At 64.7% G+C, this 16,092-nt stretch carries 11 protein-coding genes and 1 pseudogene; 7 read left to right on the top strand and 5 right to left on the bottom strand.

The features are described 5' to 3' along the window. Positions 1–30: 30 nt before the first annotated feature. Positions 31–312, bottom strand: a pseudogene (locus ACPW75_RS04845) (hypothetical protein). Between the two features lie 166 nt (positions 313–478). Continuing rightward, positions 479–1,384, bottom strand: a complete 906-nt coding sequence (cysM, locus tag ACPW75_RS04840; RefSeq protein WP_077095596.1) for a cysteine synthase CysM — start codon at positions 1,382–1,384, stop codon at positions 479–481. Between the two features lie 134 nt (positions 1,385–1,518). Between cysM and ACPW75_RS04835 the strand changes: the two genes are divergently transcribed. The 6 genes from ACPW75_RS04835 (at position 1,519) to ACPW75_RS04810 (ending at position 6,877) form a co-directional block, all read left to right on the top strand. Further along, positions 1,519–1,776, top strand: a complete 258-nt coding sequence (locus ACPW75_RS04835; protein WP_011705401.1) for a GNAT family N-acetyltransferase — start codon at positions 1,519–1,521, stop codon at positions 1,774–1,776. Then, positions 1,766–2,386 (top strand): nucleotidyltransferase family protein, encoded by a 621-nt coding sequence (locus ACPW75_RS04830; RefSeq protein WP_077095597.1) that lies wholly within the window; start codon positions 1,766–1,768, stop codon positions 2,384–2,386. Before ACPW75_RS04835 ends, ACPW75_RS04830 begins: the two co-directional genes overlap by 11 nt. A 70-nt stretch (positions 2,387–2,456) precedes the next feature. Next, entirely contained in the window at positions 2,457–4,280 is a 1,824-nt protein-coding gene (locus ACPW75_RS04825; RefSeq protein WP_017410037.1) for a SulP family inorganic anion transporter, read from the top strand. A 146-nt stretch (positions 4,281–4,426) separates the two neighbouring features. Continuing rightward, positions 4,427–5,773, top strand: coding sequence for an MATE family efflux transporter (locus ACPW75_RS04820; RefSeq protein ID WP_039213156.1), 1,347 nt, complete (start codon positions 4,427–4,429; stop codon positions 5,771–5,773). Between the two features lie 11 nt (positions 5,774–5,784). Continuing rightward, on the top strand, positions 5,785–6,375 hold the full coding sequence (locus tag ACPW75_RS04815) for a hypothetical protein (RefSeq protein WP_077095598.1): 591 nt from the start codon (positions 5,785–5,787) through the stop codon (positions 6,373–6,375). 286 nt (positions 6,376–6,661) lie between these two features. Beyond that, positions 6,662–6,877 (top strand): YdcH family protein, encoded by a 216-nt coding sequence (locus ACPW75_RS04810; RefSeq protein WP_011705396.1) that lies wholly within the window; start codon positions 6,662–6,664, stop codon positions 6,875–6,877. A gap of 76 nt (positions 6,878–6,953) precedes the next feature. Here ACPW75_RS04810 and ACPW75_RS04805 read toward each other — a convergent pair whose 3' ends face one another. Further along, positions 6,954–8,069 carry a helix-turn-helix domain-containing protein gene (locus tag ACPW75_RS04805; protein ID WP_077095599.1) on the bottom strand — a complete coding sequence of 372 codons (1,116 nt, stop codon included), beginning with the start codon at positions 8,067–8,069 and terminating at the stop codon, positions 6,954–6,956. A gap of 187 nt (positions 8,070–8,256) precedes the next feature. Here ACPW75_RS04805 and ACPW75_RS04800 point away from each other — a divergent pair, with 187 nt between their 5' ends. Further along, positions 8,257–10,758, top strand: a complete 2,502-nt coding sequence (locus ACPW75_RS04800) for a penicillin acylase family protein (RefSeq protein WP_077095600.1) — start codon at positions 8,257–8,259, stop codon at positions 10,756–10,758. A 74-nt stretch (positions 10,759–10,832) separates the two neighbouring features. On the opposite strand, the gene nifJ is transcribed toward ACPW75_RS04800, so the two are convergent. Together nifJ and ACPW75_RS04790 are read right to left on the bottom strand one after the other, a co-directional pair. After that, positions 10,833–14,408, bottom strand: a complete 3,576-nt coding sequence (gene nifJ / locus ACPW75_RS04795; RefSeq protein ID WP_077095601.1) for a pyruvate:ferredoxin (flavodoxin) oxidoreductase — start codon at positions 14,406–14,408, stop codon at positions 10,833–10,835. Then, positions 14,405–16,051: an NAD(P)-binding protein gene (locus tag ACPW75_RS04790; protein WP_190283652.1), complete on the bottom strand. Its 1,647-nt coding sequence runs from the start codon at positions 16,049–16,051 to the stop codon at positions 14,405–14,407. The genes nifJ and ACPW75_RS04790 overlap by 4 nt, the downstream gene beginning before the upstream one ends. Positions 16,052–16,092 lie beyond the last annotated feature (41 nt).

Raw genomic sequence — 16,092 nt, 5'->3', positions numbered from 1 at the left:
GACAGAGGCCCCGCATCGCGGGGCCTCCTGTTACCAGCTGATGGTGGCGCCGGCGCCGTAGTTGTCGCGCGCTTCGGGCGTTTTTTCGCGCCAGATGGACTCCTTGTTGCGGCGCACGGCCTCTTCCCGCTCTTGCTTGCGCTCCCAGACGGGTTTTACCTCGTCCAGCGGCCGCTCGTGTTTCTGCCCCTGGTGATCAATCACCGAGCATTACTTGTCGCCGCACTGATAGGCGTAGGGTTCGACGGTACAACCCGCCGTGGCCAGACACAGGCCAAACAGAGAAAGACGAAGAGAGGAAGGCAAGATCATGGGACGCTCCTGTTTGCATCGGTCAACCAAGGGCGCCGAGTGTCAAACAGGAGGCAAATGGAATCAACCCTGCCAGCAGGGTTGATTGTTACAAGGGGTACACAGTGCAATGTATCAGCAAGTTGTTGATACATATCAAGTTAATCATCGCGCTGACGCAGCGCTCTTACACCTGCTCGTCGCTGAACACCCCGGTGGAGAGGTAGCGATCCCCCCGATCGCAGATGATGGCCACCACCACCCCCTGCTTGATCTCTGCCGCCACCCGCAAGGCGCCTGCCACGGCGCCCCCCGAGCTGACCCCGCAGCAGATCCCCTCCTCCCGCGCCAGCCGGCGCATCATGGCGAGCGCCTCCTGCTGGGTCACATCCAGCACCCGATCGACCCGGGCGGGCTCGAAAATGGCCGGCAGGTAGGCCGCAGGCCAGCGGCGGATCCCCGGGATCTGGCTCCCCTCGGCCGGTTGCAGACCGATCACCTGCACCGCCGGGTTCTGCTCCTTGAGGTAGCGGGAGACCCCCATGATGGTGCCCGTGGTGCCCATGGCCGAGACGAAGTGAGTGACCGCCCCCTCGCTCTGGCGCCAGATCTCGGGGCCGGTGGAGAGGTAATGGGCATCCGGGTTGGCCAGGTTGTTGAACTGATCGAGTACCAGCCCCTCGCCCCGCGCCTGCATCGCCAGGGCGAGGTCGCGCGCGGCCTCCATGCCGCCCTCCACCAGCACCAGCTCGGCGCCATAGGCCTGCATGGCATCGCGCCGCTCCTGGCTCATGGTATTTGGCATGATGAGCCGCATCCGGTAGCCCCGCGCCGCCGCCACCATGGCCAGCGCGATGCCGGTGTTGCCGGAGGTGGCCTCGATGAGACGGGCCCCTGGCGCTAAGTGACCGCTCGCCTCCGCGCACTTGATGAGGTTCAGCGCCGGCCTGTCCTTGACTGAGCCGGCCGGGTTGTTGCCCTCCAGCTTGACCAGCAGGGTGACACCGGGGTGGGGATTGATGCGACGCAGCGCCAGCAGGGGGGTATTGCCGATCAACTCTTCCAGCGTGGCAAAAGCCATAATGGGATCCATCCTTCGTGAACTGTTCTATACCTTGGCTAGCGGGTATGTACCCGGCCGGGCTCGCAGTGTAAGCGACCCCGAACAGTTGGCAAAGGGGCGCCAACATGGTCAGATAACCCCATCCCCCGTACCGAGGAGCAAGCATGAGCGAGATCATTCATCAGGCCAACCAGCAGCAATTCATCTGTGTGGTGGATGGCAAGGAGTCCAGGCTGCGTTACCGGCGGCTCGACGCCAAGACCATCGACGCCTACAGCACCTTCGTCCCGCCCGAGCTCAGGGTACAGGGGATCGCCGATCAGCTGGCGCGCACCTTCTACAGCTGGACCCAGGCAGAAGGACTCACCATAGTGCCGAGCTGCAGCTACATCGACGTCTGGTTGCGCCGCAATGCCGGCTGACACCCAGACGCGTCACAGCACGCCAACCTCGCACGCTCGCCAGAGCGCCCTGGAAGCCGACCTGCAGGCACAGACCGAAGCCCTGCTGCGGGCCGATGACCAGCGCATGGATTGCCTGCGGGCAGCCCGTGAACTGGCACTGCCCGACTGGGCGCTGGGGGCCGGTTTTATCCGCAACCTCATCTGGGATCACCTGCACCATAAATCGGTGCCGACCGCCCTCAACGACATCGACCTTATCTATCTGGACAGCGCTGATCCCACTGGATTGCAGGAGGCCGATCACGAAGCCTGGCTCGCCACCAGAATGCCGGGCCAGCAGTGGGAGGTGCGCAACCAGGCCCGCATGCATGTGCGCCAGCTGGTGCCCCCCTTCACCAGCTCGCTCTCGGCCCTCAGCCACTGGGTGGAGGTGCCCACCTGCATCGGAGTCCGGCTGCAGGCAGACGATTCATTCGAATGGCTGGCCCCTTACGGCTTTGCCCCCAACTGGTCCCTGCAGGTGGATCCCAACCCGCGCTGCCGCCAGGAGCGCCGGGTCTTTACCGAGCGGGTCAAGGCCAAGGGGTGGCAACAACTCTGGCCTGACCTGGTGGTGAACTGGCCATAACCTGATTGCAATGTTTCGATAACCTTGGGCACACTAAGGAAAAGATGTTTGTAACTCAATGGGTTAAATAATGCGCGACTTCTTCTCACTCGAACGCTGGCTACCGGGCCTCGCCGCCCTGCTGCAATACCAGCGGGCCTGGCTGATGCCGGATATGCGCGCTGGATTGTCGGTGGCCGCGGTGGCCCTGCCCGTGGCCATCGCCTATGCGGAGCTGGCCGGGGTGGGGCCGCTGGTCGGCCTCTACTCCTGCATCCTGCCCATGCTGGTGTATGCCCTGTTCGGTACCTCCCGCCAGCTCATCGTCGGCCCGGACGCCGCCACCTGCGCGGTGATCGCCGCCGTGGTAACCCCGCTCGCCGCCGGGGATGCCACCCGCCACTGGCAGCTGGTGATGACCATGACCGCCATGACCGGCTTCTGGTGCCTCATCGCCAGCCGCTTCAAGCTGGGGGTGCTGGCGGACTTTCTCTCCCGCCCGATCCTGATGGGGCTGCTCAACGGGGTGGCCATCACCATCATGGTGGGCCAGCTCTCCAAGATTTTCGGCTTCACCTTCAGCGAGCGCTACCTCATCGAGCGGATCGCCGGCGGTGCCAGCTACATCACCCAGACCCATCTGCCCACCCTGGCCATGAGCCTGACCGCCCTGCTCACCCTGCTGCTGGCCAAGCGCTTCAAGCCTGCCTGGCCCTCCTCCATGGTGGCCATGGTGGTGACGGCGGGACTGGTGTGGGCGCTCGATCTCGGCCAGTTCGGCATCGCCACCCTGGGCGCCATCGGCTCGGGCCTGCCCGCCTTCCAGATGCCGGAGTTTCCCCCCGGTCTGATGCGGGAACTGGTGCTGCCGGCGCTCAACCTGGCCATGGTGAGCTTCGTCTCCATGATGCTGACCGCCCGCAGCTTCGCCGCCAAGAACGGCTACGAAATAGATGCGGACAAGGAGTTTCGGGCCCTCGGCATGGCCAACCTGGCAGCAGCGGCCTCTCAGGGCTTTGCCATCAGCGGCGCGGATTCGCGCACCGCGGTCAACGACGCCAACGGCGGCAAGAGCCAGCTGGTCTCCATCATCGCCGCCGCCGTCATCGCCCTGGTCACCTTCTATCTGACGGCGCCGCTGCAATACATCCCCACCGCCGCCCTCGGCGTGGTGCTGGTGATGGCGTCTTTGTCCCTCACCGACTTTCGCGGCCTGTGGGCCCTGCGCCACTCCGATCGCTCCGCCTTCTGGCTGGCACTCATCACCTTCATCAGCGTGCTGGCGATGGGGGTCATTCCGGGCATCACCCTCGCGGTGCTGCTGGGGCTGTTTCAGTTCCTGCGCAACGTGATGCGCCCCACCGACCAGCTGCTCGGCATGGATGACGAGGGCGTGGTGCGCACCCTGGGGGACAACGAACAGGCCAAGGCCATTCCCGGCATCCTGGTCTATCGCTTCAACTCGCCGCTCACCTACTTCAACGCCCCCTACTTCAAGCGGCGGGTGCTGGCGCTGCTGGTGCAGGATCCCCACAGCCCCAAATGCCTGGTGGTGGATGCGGTGGCCTGCTTCACCCATCAGGACATCAGCGTGATGAGCATGCTGGGGGAACTGCACAAGGATCTGAAACGGCGCGGCATCCACATGGTGATGGCCGGCCGCCACGGCCAGATGAGCCTGTGGCTCAAGCAGGCCGGGATCCGGGTCGGCGACGAGGGGATCATCCTCTGCCCCGACATGTATCAGGCGCTGCGCATGACCCGCTGCTACCGCGAGCCGGTGTTCAAGGATGACGAGGTGGTGGAGAGCACTACCGAGGCCATCCTCTCGCGCTGGCCCCAGGATGACGCCCTGCCCGATTCGGCGCGCCTCACCCTGCCCAGCGAACAGGAGGCTGGCGCTACCCCGGCCTGATCCCGAGCGGGCCCTGCCCATGTCGGCAGGGCTCGCGCTCTCTTCCCCTGCTTAGTGACCGCCACGATTGCGCCTCGCCCCCGCTTGGTGTTAAATGCCCGTCCAGATGGCGCTGACGAGGGCCATCCCCAGTATTTGGACACCCCATGCAAACTCAATCCCACGCAGGTCCGGGCACCCTCTTCTCCCTGACCTGGCCACTGTTTATCGATCTCGCCCTGCACTTTCTGACCGGGGCCCTCAACACCTTCATGGTGGGTCACGTCTCCTATCAGGGGGTGGCGGCGCTCGCGGTCGGCAACCAGGTGTTCGATCTCGCCATCACCTTGTTCAGCTTCGTCAGCATCGGCACCAGCGTGGTGATCACACAGTATCTGGGGGCCGGCGACAAGGAGAAGGCGCGCGTCGTCATCCACACCGCCATCGGTTTCAACCTGCTGGTGGGACTGGTGGCCGCCGTTGGCGTCATCGCCGGGGCCAGTACCATGCTGGCGCTGATGAACCTGCCCGCCAACCTGATGAGCGATGCCACCCTCTACCTGCAGATCATCGGCCTGTGCCTGCTGCCGGAAGCGGCGGCGCTCTGCCTGGCCGCCACCCTGCGCGCCCACGGCCACACCCGGCAGGCGATGTACGTGACCCTCATCGTCAACCTCATCACCTTCGTCGGCAACTTGCTGCTGCTCTACGGCTGGTTCGGCCTGCCCCAGCTCGGGGTAGCCGGGGTCGCCATCAGCACGGTGGCGGGCCGCATCGTCGGGGTGGTGCTGCTGGTGTGGCTGGTGGCGCGCAAGACCGGCATCCGGCTGCGCCTGCCGGAGATCGTCAAACCCAGCCGGCTGATGCTGGGCAAGGTGCTGCACATCGGCCTGCCGGCCGCCGGCGAGAACCTCTCCTGGATGCTGCAGTTCATGGTGGTGACCGCCTTCGTCGGCCTGCTCGGCGACAAGGCGCTGGCAACCCAGTCCTACTTCTTCCAGATCTGCCTGTTCATCCTGCTGTTCGGCCTCTCCATCGGCCTTGGCAACGAGATCATCATCGGCCACCTGGCGGGGGCCCGCCGCTTCGAGCAGGCCTACCGCCAGTTGCTCAAAAGCCTGAAGCTGGGGCTCGTCGTCACCGCCTTCATCGCCTTGCTGGCGGCCCTCAACGGCCGCACCATCATCAGCCTGTTCACCGATGACGCCGACATCATCACCCAGGTGGCGCAGCTGTTCTTGATAAGCCTCATCCTGGAACCCGGCCGTACCTTCAATCTGGTGGTGATCAACGCCCTGCGCGCCACCGGGGACGCCCGTTTCCCGCTCTACATGGCGCTCGTCTCCATGTGGGGGATTGCCGTTCCACTGGCCTATTTCCTTGGTATCATGCAGGGTTATGGACTGGTCGGTATCTGGTTGGCGCTCGCCTGCGACGAGTGGGTGCGCGGTCTGGCCATGTTCTGGCGCTGGCGCAGTCGTCGCTGGCAAAACAAAATTCTTGTTGAAACATAAGCGGAATCACAATGAAGAAGATAGGACTCTTGTTGGCGGCCATCCTGCTCAGCCCGCTCGCCATGGCGCAAACCGCCCCCGCCGCCCCCAAGGCACAGGCGGCCCAGACCTGGTACGTGGCCCCCATCGCCATCGATGAAACCAGCGAAGCGCAAAAAGCGCTGACCAAGGACTTCATGGCCCAGATGATCAAGACCATCAAGATCAACGAGTACCAGACCGGCAAGGCGGTGGGCAAGAGCAAATCGCCCAAGTGGCTGATCCGCACCAAGCTGATGCCCGCAAGCCAAGAGCCGCTGGTCGGCAAGAAGCACCCGCAGGGCCTCACCTACGGCAAGGGCATCCCCACCCAGGAGATCGTCGGCGAGCTCATCATGAACGGCACCCTGGTGGCCCATGTGGGTCAGGGCTGGCGTGAGCCCATCGTCCCGGGTACTACGGTGGCCGAGAAGCTCACCATCGCCAACTACCAGTACGCCATCGGCAACGAAGCCAAGGCCGCGGATCTGGAAGAGCTGGCGGCGCAGATCGGCTTCGAGGTGGGCAAGGTGATCGCCCGCGACGGCAAGCCGCTGCCCGAGAAGAAAAAGAAAAAAGAGTAAACGCCGCACCTGTTACCAAGAAGGGGCCCTGCGCCCCTTTTTGCTGCCCGCTCGGCGGCCACAAGCTGTCATCCGGCCGTCACAATTGTGATCCATCCGGCACTTTTCAGACTCTCTGCTTACCGATAAAAGCCTTATCAGCTTGTGATTCAAACAGTTAAAAATCGCCCGTCGAATACAGCAACTCATTGGTCCCGAATTGGAGCCGGATCACATTTATCTCGCGGGGGACGCGGTAGTTTGGTCTTGCAGGCACAATCAAACGAAACCAAGGAGGCCGCATTACATGTTCCCAGAGTACAGAGAGCTCATCTCGCAACTGAAGAGCAGTGATGTCCATTTCCAAAAGAAGTTTGACTTGCACAACGACCTGGATGTGGAGATTAGAAAGTTGGAAAAGCATCACGCCAGCGACTACAGCTCCGAGGTGAAGGATCTGAAAAAACAGAAACTTAAACTGAAAGAGGAGATCTACGACATCCTCAAACAACATCCACAATAGACGCCTCGACGAATACCTGGATAAGCAACTTATCCTGCCAGCCCGGCCCGACGCCGGGCTTTTTGTTGGCCGCTCATCAGGAGGCGACTACTGCTTGCGCCCCCTGGCGTCGAAACTCGCTGGGGGTCTGGCCGGTGTGACGGCGAAAGGCACTGTTGAAAGTGGACTTGCTGTTGAAACCGGCCCGGTAGCAGACATTGGCCACCGTCTCGTCACTCGTCTGCAGCAGCCGCTTGGCCTCCTCCACCCGATGGCGGTTGAGCCAGTCGTAGAAGTTGCCCCCTGAACAGGCGTTGATGGCACTGGACGCCTGATGAAGGCTCAGACCGCACTCCTCGGCCAGCTTGCCAAGGGAGAGCGCGGGATCCCGGTAGGCACCACGCCCGAGCTGGCGTTCCAGCTCCTCGAACAGGGGGCGCAGACCGTCATCTCGCACCGGCTCAGAAGCGGCGTCAGTAGCTCGCTCGCGCACGCCCCCCTCCGGCGCGCCGCCCTGCTGGGGCAAGCGGGCATGGGCCAGCACCTGCAGCAGCAGATAGGCGGTGACGGGAGCCTGCAGATAGACGGTAGAGAGCGGCCAGCCGAGCCAGCTCAAGGCGATGCGGCCGAGCAACAGCAGGGCCACCAGCAGTTGCAGCCCCTGCAACTGAGCCACCCAGGCCCGCAGCGCCGGTTTGCGGCTGACCACCCCAAGGCGCTGCTGCTGCCACCAGTAAGCCAGCCCCAGCAGGGCGATGCAGGCCAGATAGCGGTTGCCATAGAGGATCACCCCGGGCCACAGCGCATCCCCCTGCTTGCCAAGCAGGATCCAGCTCACCTTGTCGGCCCCCGGCAACAACCAGTAGGGCAGCGCCAGAGCGGCAACCAGCAGCATGGGCAAGCCGTGCACCAGCCGGTCACGCCAGCCACCGAGTACCGCCTCCCCCTGCAGAGCCCTGATATAGCCGTACAGACAAAACGGCAGCATCACCACCAGGGGATCCGCCAGCTTGAGCAGGTGGGGCCAATGGTGGAACCACTGTTGCTGGTGATAGAGATATTCCAGCGCCTGCAAGCCGCTCAGGCTGAGCAGGGCCAGCAGATAACCGGCAGCGGCATCCCGCCGCATGCGGCGCAGCCAGCCGAGCGTGGCCAGCAGCAACATGCCGGTCAAGCTCAGGCTGAGCACGGCGGCCACTTCTTCCCACTGCATATGCGTCCTCCTGCAGGTGCGGCTCCATCGAGCCGTACCTGCTTATCCTTGTTTTTATTGTGTTTTCCAACTCTCGACCGGTTCCATCCAGCGGGGCGACAGCAAACCGGGGCTGTTCTTAAATACCGTCACCTGCGGCTGAAAAGCAACAGAACCATAACAAGTCAGGACCACAGAAGGAACCAAGATGAGAACGCCCTTCCCCCTTACCCTGCTCGGCTGCCTCGTACTGGCCGGCTGCCAGGAGAACAGCAGCGAGCCGGATCCCGCTCGCCACTACGACGTCACCCTCACCTATACGGAGCAGGGTGTTCCCCACATCAAGGCGAACGACTACGCCAGCCTGGGCTTTGGCGCCGGCTATGCCCATGCCGAAGAGAACCTCTGTACCCTGAGCGAGCAGATCATGAAGTTGCGGGGAGAAAAATCCCGCTGGCTGGGAGCGGGGGAGCAGCAGCGCAACCTCCTCTCCGACGTGGGCTATCGCTCGCTCGACCTGCCAGCCCAGGCTGCCGCCCTGTATGGCAGGCTGGCGCCGGATGCTCGTCATCTCATCGAAGGCTACGTGGCAGGATTCAACCACTCACTCAGCGGTCGAGCCGGCCCGGCAGACTATCCCTCTCCCTGTCGCGGGGCCGAGTGGGTCGAACCCATCACCCCGACCCAGCTGCTGGCCTATCACCTGGATCTCGCCCAGCTGGCCAGCGGCCGCAGCTTTATCGGCGCCATGGCCAATGCCCAGCCACCTGGCAGCGGCGCACAGGCGCGCACCGCCCTGCCTGTGCCCGAGCAGGATCCCGCCGCATTGCTGACCTCGGAGGGGATCGGCAGCAACGGCTGGGCGCTGGGAGCGGATCGCAGCAGCAACGCCAACAGTCTGCTGCTCGGCAACCCCCACTTCCCCTGGGATGGCGAACTCAGATTCTATGAACAGCACCTGCAGATCCCGGGGGAGCTCAACGTGACCGGTGCCACCATGATGGGCTTTCCCGCCATCCTGATCGGCTTCAACGAGCAGCTGGGCTGGACCCACACCGTCTCCCAGTCCAAACGCTTCACCCTCTATCAGCTCACCCTGGACCCCGCCAATCCGCTGCGTTACCGCTACGGCGACCAGTGGCGGGAGATGAGCCAGAAAGCGATCACCGTACAGGTACGCCAGGCCGATGGCAGCCTGCAACCTTATGTACAGACCGTCTATGCCAGCCACTTCGGCCCCATGGTCAACCTCGCCTCCCTCTCGCCCAGCCTGGGCTGGACCAGCAGCAGCGCCATCAGCTTCCGCGATGCCAACGCCGGCAACTACAAGATGCTGGAACAGTGGCTGGCCATGGCCAGGGCCCAGAGCACCCCGGCCTTCTTCGATGCGCTGGCCGAGCATCAGGGGGTGCCCTGGGTCAATACACTGCTGATCGACAAGACGGGCCAGGCCAGTTATGTGGATGCCACCCAGGTGCCCCGCCTCGGCACCAAGGCAGAAGCCTGGTGGCGAGCAACTTCCCAGACGCCACAACTGGCCCCCATCTGGCTGGATGGCGAGGGCAGCGTGCTGTTGCCGGGCAACGACCCCGATTTCGAGTGGGTCGACAGCGGCCAGACCCGCGTTGCCGGCCTTGTCCCCCTGAGCCAGGCCCCCCGCCAGACTCGCAGCGACTACGTCTACAACGCCAACAGCAGCCACTGGCTGACCAACCTGGCGGCCCCGCTGGAGGGTTACTCCATCCTCTACGGGCCGGAGCAGACGGTGCGCAGCCCTCGTACCCGCTACAACGCCCAGCTCATCAGCACCCCCGACACCATGGGACTGACCGGGGCCGATCGGCGTTTCACCCTGCAGTCGCTGCAACGGGTACTGACCCACAACGGCTCCCTGTTTGCCCGTGAGCTCAGAGATCCCCTGCTGGCTCGCTGCCAGGCACATCCGCTGATCCAGCTGACCAGCGGCCCGCTGGACTTGACGCCGAGCTGCAATGCACTCGCCAACTGGGATGGCGAATATCAGCTGGAGAGCCGCGGCGCCCACCTGATGCGCGAATGGTTGACGGCGTTTCGCACCAGCGGCCACAGAGACATCAAGGATGCCCTGTTCGCCACTCCCTTCGATCCGGCCCATGGCGCCACCACGCCGAGCGGGCTGGCCCCCTGGAACGGCGCGCCGGATGAAGACCCAGCCCTGCTGGCGCTGGCCCAGGCCCAGCAGCGGTTGCAGGCGGCCGGTATCGCGCCGGATGCCGAGCTCGGTGCACTGCAGTTCGTGCAAAAAGCGGCCGGGCTGAGCCCCATAGCGCTGCCGGGAGGCAACTCGTTCGAGGGCATGTTCAACATGGTGCAGACCAATCTGCCTTCGCGCAGCAGCTCGGATCTCGCCAACATAGTGACCGGCAAGGCCGTGGCAGGCACCACGCTGCGCAGCCTGGATGACGACGGTGACGGCCAGCCCGAGCTGCGTTATCGCGCCAACTACGGTTCCAGCTTCGTGCTGGCCCTGCAGTTTGATGACGCCGGCCCCAAGGCGGAGCGCTTCCTGAGCTACGGCCAGTCCCATGACCCCGAGAGCCCACACTTCACCGATCAGACCGAGCAGTTCGCCCGTCAGCAGTGGCAGCCCATGCGCTTCACCGAGCAGGAGATAGCGGCCCATCAGGAGCGCACCCTGCACCTCAAGGTACTGCGTACCACCAACCCCTGAGCGAGCCCTGTCAATCCAGTCATAAAAAAGCGGGCCAGTGGCCCGCTTCGTTTTATGCAGAGTTAACCCAATCATCACACCGGCGGATGGAAATGGCTGGCCTCGCGGGTGGCCATCTCCTCGTAGGTGGCCCACTTCTGCCACGCCACTTTTTGCGCTACCTGCATCAACCGCTCGGCCTCCTGTGGATGGCTCTGGGCCAGCACCCGATAACGGGTCTCCTCCTGCCGATATGTAGCAAGGGGGATGGAGGGGCGCAGGCTGTCGAGGCTGAAGGGGTTCTGCCCCGCACTGCGCAGTACCGGGTTGTAGCGCATCAGCGGCCAGTGACCGGAGGTCACGGCGCGTTTTTGCTGGGTCAGGCCAAACTCCATGTCGATGCCGTGGGCGATGCAATGGCTGTAGGCGATGATAAGCGACGGGCCCGGATAGGCCTCGGCCTCCCGCAACGCTTGCAGCGCCTGCTGCGGGTTGGCACCAAAGGCGATGCGGGCAACATAGACGTTGCCGTAGGAGATGGCCTGCAAGGCTACATCCTTCTTGGCCAGCGTCTTGCCCCCCGCCGCGAACTTGGCGACGGCGCCGAGCGGGGTCGATTTCGACATCTGGCCGCCGGTGTTGGAGTAGACCTCGGTATCCATCACCAGCACGTTCACATCGCGCCCAGAGGCGAGCACATGGTCGAGCCCCGATGAGCCGATGTCATAAGCCCAGCCATCGCCGCCGATGATCCAGACCGAGCGGCGCACCAGCTGATCGATGAGTGACAGCAGCTCGCGGGCCTTGCCGGATTTCACCTCTTCCAATCGCCCCCGCACTTGCGCGACCCGGGTGCGCTGGGCGCGGATCTCCGACTCCAGCCGCTGCGGGGCGCTGACAAGCGACTCCACCAGCTCGACCCCGATCTCCCCCTTCATCGCCTGCAAGGCCGCCACCGCCTGACCGTGGTGCTGATCGGCGGTGAGGCGAAAACCAAAGCCAAACTCGGCGTTGTCCTCGAACAGCGAGTTCGACCAGGCCGGCCCCTTCCCTTCGCCATTCTTGGCCCAGGGAGTGGTCGGCAGGTTGCCGCCATAGATGGAGGAGCAACCGGTGGCGTTGGCCACCAGCATGCGGTCACCAAACAGCTGGGTCAGCAACTTGAGATAGGGGGTCTCGCCACAGCCGGCGCAGGCGCCGGAGAACTCGAACAGAGGTTCGAGGAACTGGGTGCCGCGCACGGTGGAGAAATCCACCCGCTCGCGGGCAGGCCAGGGCAGGCTCTCGAACCAGCGCAGCGCCTGCTTCTGGCCGGCCAGATGCGGCGCCTTGTCAATCATGGCGATGGCCCGCTCGCCTTCATGGCTTTCATCCGCTCCGGCCCGCACCGGACAAGCTTGCACACACTGACCGCAGCCGGTGCAATCCTCCGGATAGAGCTGCAGGGTGTAGCGACTGTCGGGGAAGCCCTTGGCGGTGACGGGCACCGACTGCGCCGCCTCGGGGGCGCTCGCCAGCCAGTCCTGATGGTAGAACTTGGCTCGTAGCGCCGCGTGGGGGCAGACAAAGACGCAGTTGCCACACTGGATGCAGATATCCGAATTCCAAATCGGGATCTCGCGGGCGATATCGCGCTTCTCGAAGCGGCTGGTGGCGGTGGGGTAAGTGCCGTCCACCGGCAGCATGGAGACCGGGATGCGATCGCCGCGCCCCGCCAGCATCTCGCCGGTGACGCGCTGGACAAACTCGCTGCCCCCCGGTGCCAGCGGCAGCGGATAGTCGCTGATCTGCTCCTCACCGGCCGGGATGGCCACCTGATGGAGATGAGCCAGAGTGTCATCCACCGCCGCGAAGTTGCGCGTCACCACCTCGGGCCCCTTGCGGGCATAGCTCTTCTCGATGCTCTCCTTGATAAGGGCGATCGCCTCGTCCCGCGGCAAGATGCCGGCCAGCGCGAAGAAGCAGGTCTGCATGATGGTGTTGATGCGATTGCCCATGCCGTTGCGCTCGGCCACCCGATCGCCGTCGATGCAATAGAGCTGGATATTGAGGGCACGAATGCGGGCGCGCAGCCGCTCGGGCAGCTCGGCCCAGACCCGCTCGGGCTCATGGGGAGCATTGAGCAGCAGGGTCGCCCCCTCGGCGGCAAACTCCAGCAGATCCACAGATTCGACAAAACCCCACTGGTGGCAACCGATAAAGCTCGCCTGCTCGATAAGCCAGGGCGCATCTATGGGCTCGGGGCCAAAGCGCAGGTGGGAGACGGTGCGCGAGCCCGACTTCTTGGAGTCGTAGACGAAGTAACCCTGGGCGTGGAACCCCTCCAGCTCGCCGATGATCTTGATGCTGTTCTTGTTGGCACCGACTGTGCCGTCGGCGCCGAGGCCGAAGAAGAGCGCCCGCACCCGGCTGGCAGGCTCCAGATCGCCGATGGGGTGCCAGGCCAGACTCAGGCCCGACACATCGTCCACTATGCCTACGGTAAAGCGCGGACGCGGCGCATCACAGGCCAGCTCCTCGAACACCGCCGCGCACATGGCGGGGGTGAACTCCTTGGAAGAGAGGCCATAGCGGCCGCCGCTGAGCCACGGCAACCGCTTGATAAGGCCGCGCTGCAAGCCGTCGATGAGGGCGCTCTGCACATCCAGCAGCAGCGGCTCGCCACCCGCCCCCGGCTCCTTGGTGCGATCCAGCACCGCCATGCGGCGCACGCTCTCGGGCAGGGCATCGAGCAGTGCCTGCACCGGGAAGGGACGATAGAGACGAATGACCAGCACCCCGGTCTTGCGATCCTGCCGGTTGAGCCAATCCACCGTCGTGCGGGCGGTGGCGGCCCCCGAGCCCATCAGCACGATGACATCGGTGGCATCGGGGGCACCGTGATACTCCACCAGCCGGTAGTGGCGGCCGGTCAGCTCGCCGAGGCTCTCCATGCACTGCTGCACCCGCGCCGGCACCGCCTCGTAGAAGGGATTGACGCTCTCGCGGGACTGGAAATAGGTGTCGGGGTTCTGGGCGGTGCCGCGCATCACCGGATGATCCGGGTTGAGGGCCCGCGAACGGTGGGCGCGCACCCAGTCGTTGTCGATAAGGGCCCGAATTTCATCTTTGTGCAGCGCAGTGATCTTGTTCACCTCGTGGGAGGTGCGAAAGCCGTCGAAGAAGTGGATGAAGGGCACCCGGCACTGCAGGGTGACGCTGTGGGCGACCAGGGCCAGGTCCTGCGCCTCCTGCACCGAGCCGGAGGCGAGCATGGCAAAGCCAGTGCTGCGCGCCGCCATCACGTCCTGATGGTCGCCAAAAATCGACAGCCCCTGCGCCGCCAAGGATCGGGCCGCCACATGGAACACCGCCGAGGTGAGCTCGCCGGCGATCTTGTACATGTTGGGCAGCATCAGCATCAGCCCCTGGCTGGCGGTGAAGGTGGTGGCGAGCGCCCCTGCCTGCAGGGCACCGTGCACCGTGCCGGCCGCCCCCCCTTCACTCTGCATCTCCACCACCGTGGGGATGTTGCCCCACAGGTTGGTCTGCCCCTCCGCGGCCCAGGCGTCAGCCAGTTCGGCCATGGTCGAGCTCGGGGTGATGGGGTAGATGGCACACACTTCGCTCAGCTGATACGCCACCCGGGCCGCGGCTTCGTTGCCGTCGACCATGATCAGTTCATGTTTCATTGTGACTCCTCCGGTTGGCGCAACTCGATGGCATGGCAGGGACACTGGTCATGGCAGGCACCGCAACCGGTGCAGAGTTCGGCATCCACCTGATACCCCAGACCCGGCCCCAGCTTGGCAATGGCCTGCTCGGGGCAGCTGCCATAGCAGCCGTCGCACTCGAAGCAGTTGCCGCAGGAGTAGCAGCGCGCCGCCTCGTAGCGGGCCGCCGTCTCGTCCAGTCCACCGATGATCTCGCCAAAGTCGTCCCGCGCCGAGGGCGGTTTGACCGGCTGGCTGCTGGCAGGGGCATGGGTCTGGAACCAGAGCTGCAACTGCTCGGGCCCCACCAGCGGGTAGGAGAGCGGCTTGTGGTAGAGGCGACCGCGCAGCCAGGCATCCATATGGCGCGCAGCCTTCTTGCCGTGGCCGGTGGCGATGGTGACGGTGCGCTCGGAGGGCACCATGTCGCCGCCGGCAAACAGACCCGGCACGTCCGTCATCAGGTTCTCGCCAACCTGCACCACTCCCTCCTTGTTGACCCGCACGCCGGGGATGCTCTCCAGCACGCTCAAGTCCACCTCCTGACCCAGCGCCAGAATGAGGGAGTCCGCTTCGAGAGTTTCAAACTGGCCGGTGGGCACCGGCTTGCCCTCGGCATCCAGCGCCATCACCTCCACTTCAATATTGGTGCTGTCGAGCTGGCGGATGGTGCGCAGCCAGTTGATCTTGATCCCCTCCTCCTCGGCCTCGTCGGCTTCGAAGGCGTGGGCCGGCATATGGTCCCGGTCGCGGCGATAGATGATCATCGCCTCTTCGACCCCGAGGCGGCGGGCGGTACGGGCCGCGTCCATGGCGGTGTTGCCGCCACCGTAGATGGCCACCCGTCGTCCCAGTTTGGGTGGCGGCAAGCCTTTCTCCTCCGCCAGGCTGGCCTGCTCGAGGAAGCTCACCGCATCGAGGATCTTGCCCGCCTCGCGGGCCGGAATGTCGACCCGCTTGGCCAGATGGGCGCCGATGGCCATGAAGACGGCGTCAAAGCCCCCCTCGTCGCGCGCCTTGAGTACGTCTTCCACCTTGTGGTTGAGGGTCAGGGTCACCCCGGCCGCGACGATGCGGGCCACCTCCCGATCCAGCATCTCGCGGGGCAGGCGGTAGGCGGGAATACCGAAGCGCAGCATGCCGCCGGCGAGCGGGCCCGCCTCGCGGATCTCTACCTGATGGCCGAGCCGGTTGAGGTGCCAGGCACAAGAGAGGCCGGAGGGGCCGGCACCGATCACCAGCACCTTCTTGCCGCTGGCGGGCGCGGGCGGTGCAGGCTGCCAGCCACGGGCCAGCGCCTCGTCGCCGAGGAAGCGCTCGATGGCGTGAATGGAGACGGCATCATCCACCTGAGCGCGGTTGCAGGCCGTTTCGCAGGGGTGATAACAGACCCGCCCGTGGACCGCAGGCAGGGGATTTTCTTCGATGAGGCGCTGCCAGGCCGCCTCAAAGCGGCCCGCTTCGGCCAGGGCAAGCCAGGCCTGGATGTTCTCGCCAGCCGGGCAGGCATGGTTGCAAGGTGGCAGGGCCGGCCGCCAAACGGGTAGCCGAGTACGGACCGGGCCTGTTCCCGTTTTCTGGGAGAGATCCGGCTGTGGGGTCATATCCAGTTGTTTGCTCATACATTGCTTTCTTCTTTTTGTGTGACAGGCCCCATCCGATG

It is taken from the genome of Aeromonas sp. FL131, assembly GCF_049860615.1.
In the GTDB taxonomy this organism is placed as follows: Bacteria; Pseudomonadota; Gammaproteobacteria; order Enterobacterales; family Aeromonadaceae; genus Aeromonas; species Aeromonas hydrophila.
This window is presented reverse-complemented; position numbering and strand designations above follow the sequence as displayed.

Coding starts and splice junctions, on each gene's coding strand:
- cysM (WP_077095596.1), bottom strand. CDS start 1,384: ATGGATCCCATTATGGCTTTTGCCACGCTGGAAGAGTTGATCGGCAAT.
- ACPW75_RS04835 (WP_011705401.1), top strand. CDS start 1,519: ATGAGCGAGATCATTCATCAGGCCAACCAGCAGCAATTCATCTGTGTG.
- ACPW75_RS04830 (WP_077095597.1), top strand. CDS start 1,766: ATGCCGGCTGACACCCAGACGCGTCACAGCACGCCAACCTCGCACGCT.
- ACPW75_RS04825 (WP_017410037.1), top strand. CDS start 2,457: ATGCGCGACTTCTTCTCACTCGAACGCTGGCTACCGGGCCTCGCCGCC.
- ACPW75_RS04820 (WP_039213156.1), top strand. CDS start 4,427: ATGCAAACTCAATCCCACGCAGGTCCGGGCACCCTCTTCTCCCTGACC.
- ACPW75_RS04815 (WP_077095598.1), top strand. CDS start 5,785: ATGAAGAAGATAGGACTCTTGTTGGCGGCCATCCTGCTCAGCCCGCTC.
- ACPW75_RS04810 (WP_011705396.1), top strand. CDS start 6,662: ATGTTCCCAGAGTACAGAGAGCTCATCTCGCAACTGAAGAGCAGTGAT.
- ACPW75_RS04805 (WP_077095599.1), bottom strand. CDS start 8,069: ATGCAGTGGGAAGAAGTGGCCGCCGTGCTCAGCCTGAGCTTGACCGGC.
- ACPW75_RS04800 (WP_077095600.1), top strand. CDS start 8,257: ATGAGAACGCCCTTCCCCCTTACCCTGCTCGGCTGCCTCGTACTGGCC.
- nifJ (WP_077095601.1), bottom strand. CDS start 14,408: ATGAAACATGAACTGATCATGGTCGACGGCAACGAAGCCGCGGCCCGG.
- ACPW75_RS04790 (WP_190283652.1), bottom strand. CDS start 16,051: ATGAGCAAACAACTGGATATGACCCCACAGCCGGATCTCTCCCAGAAA.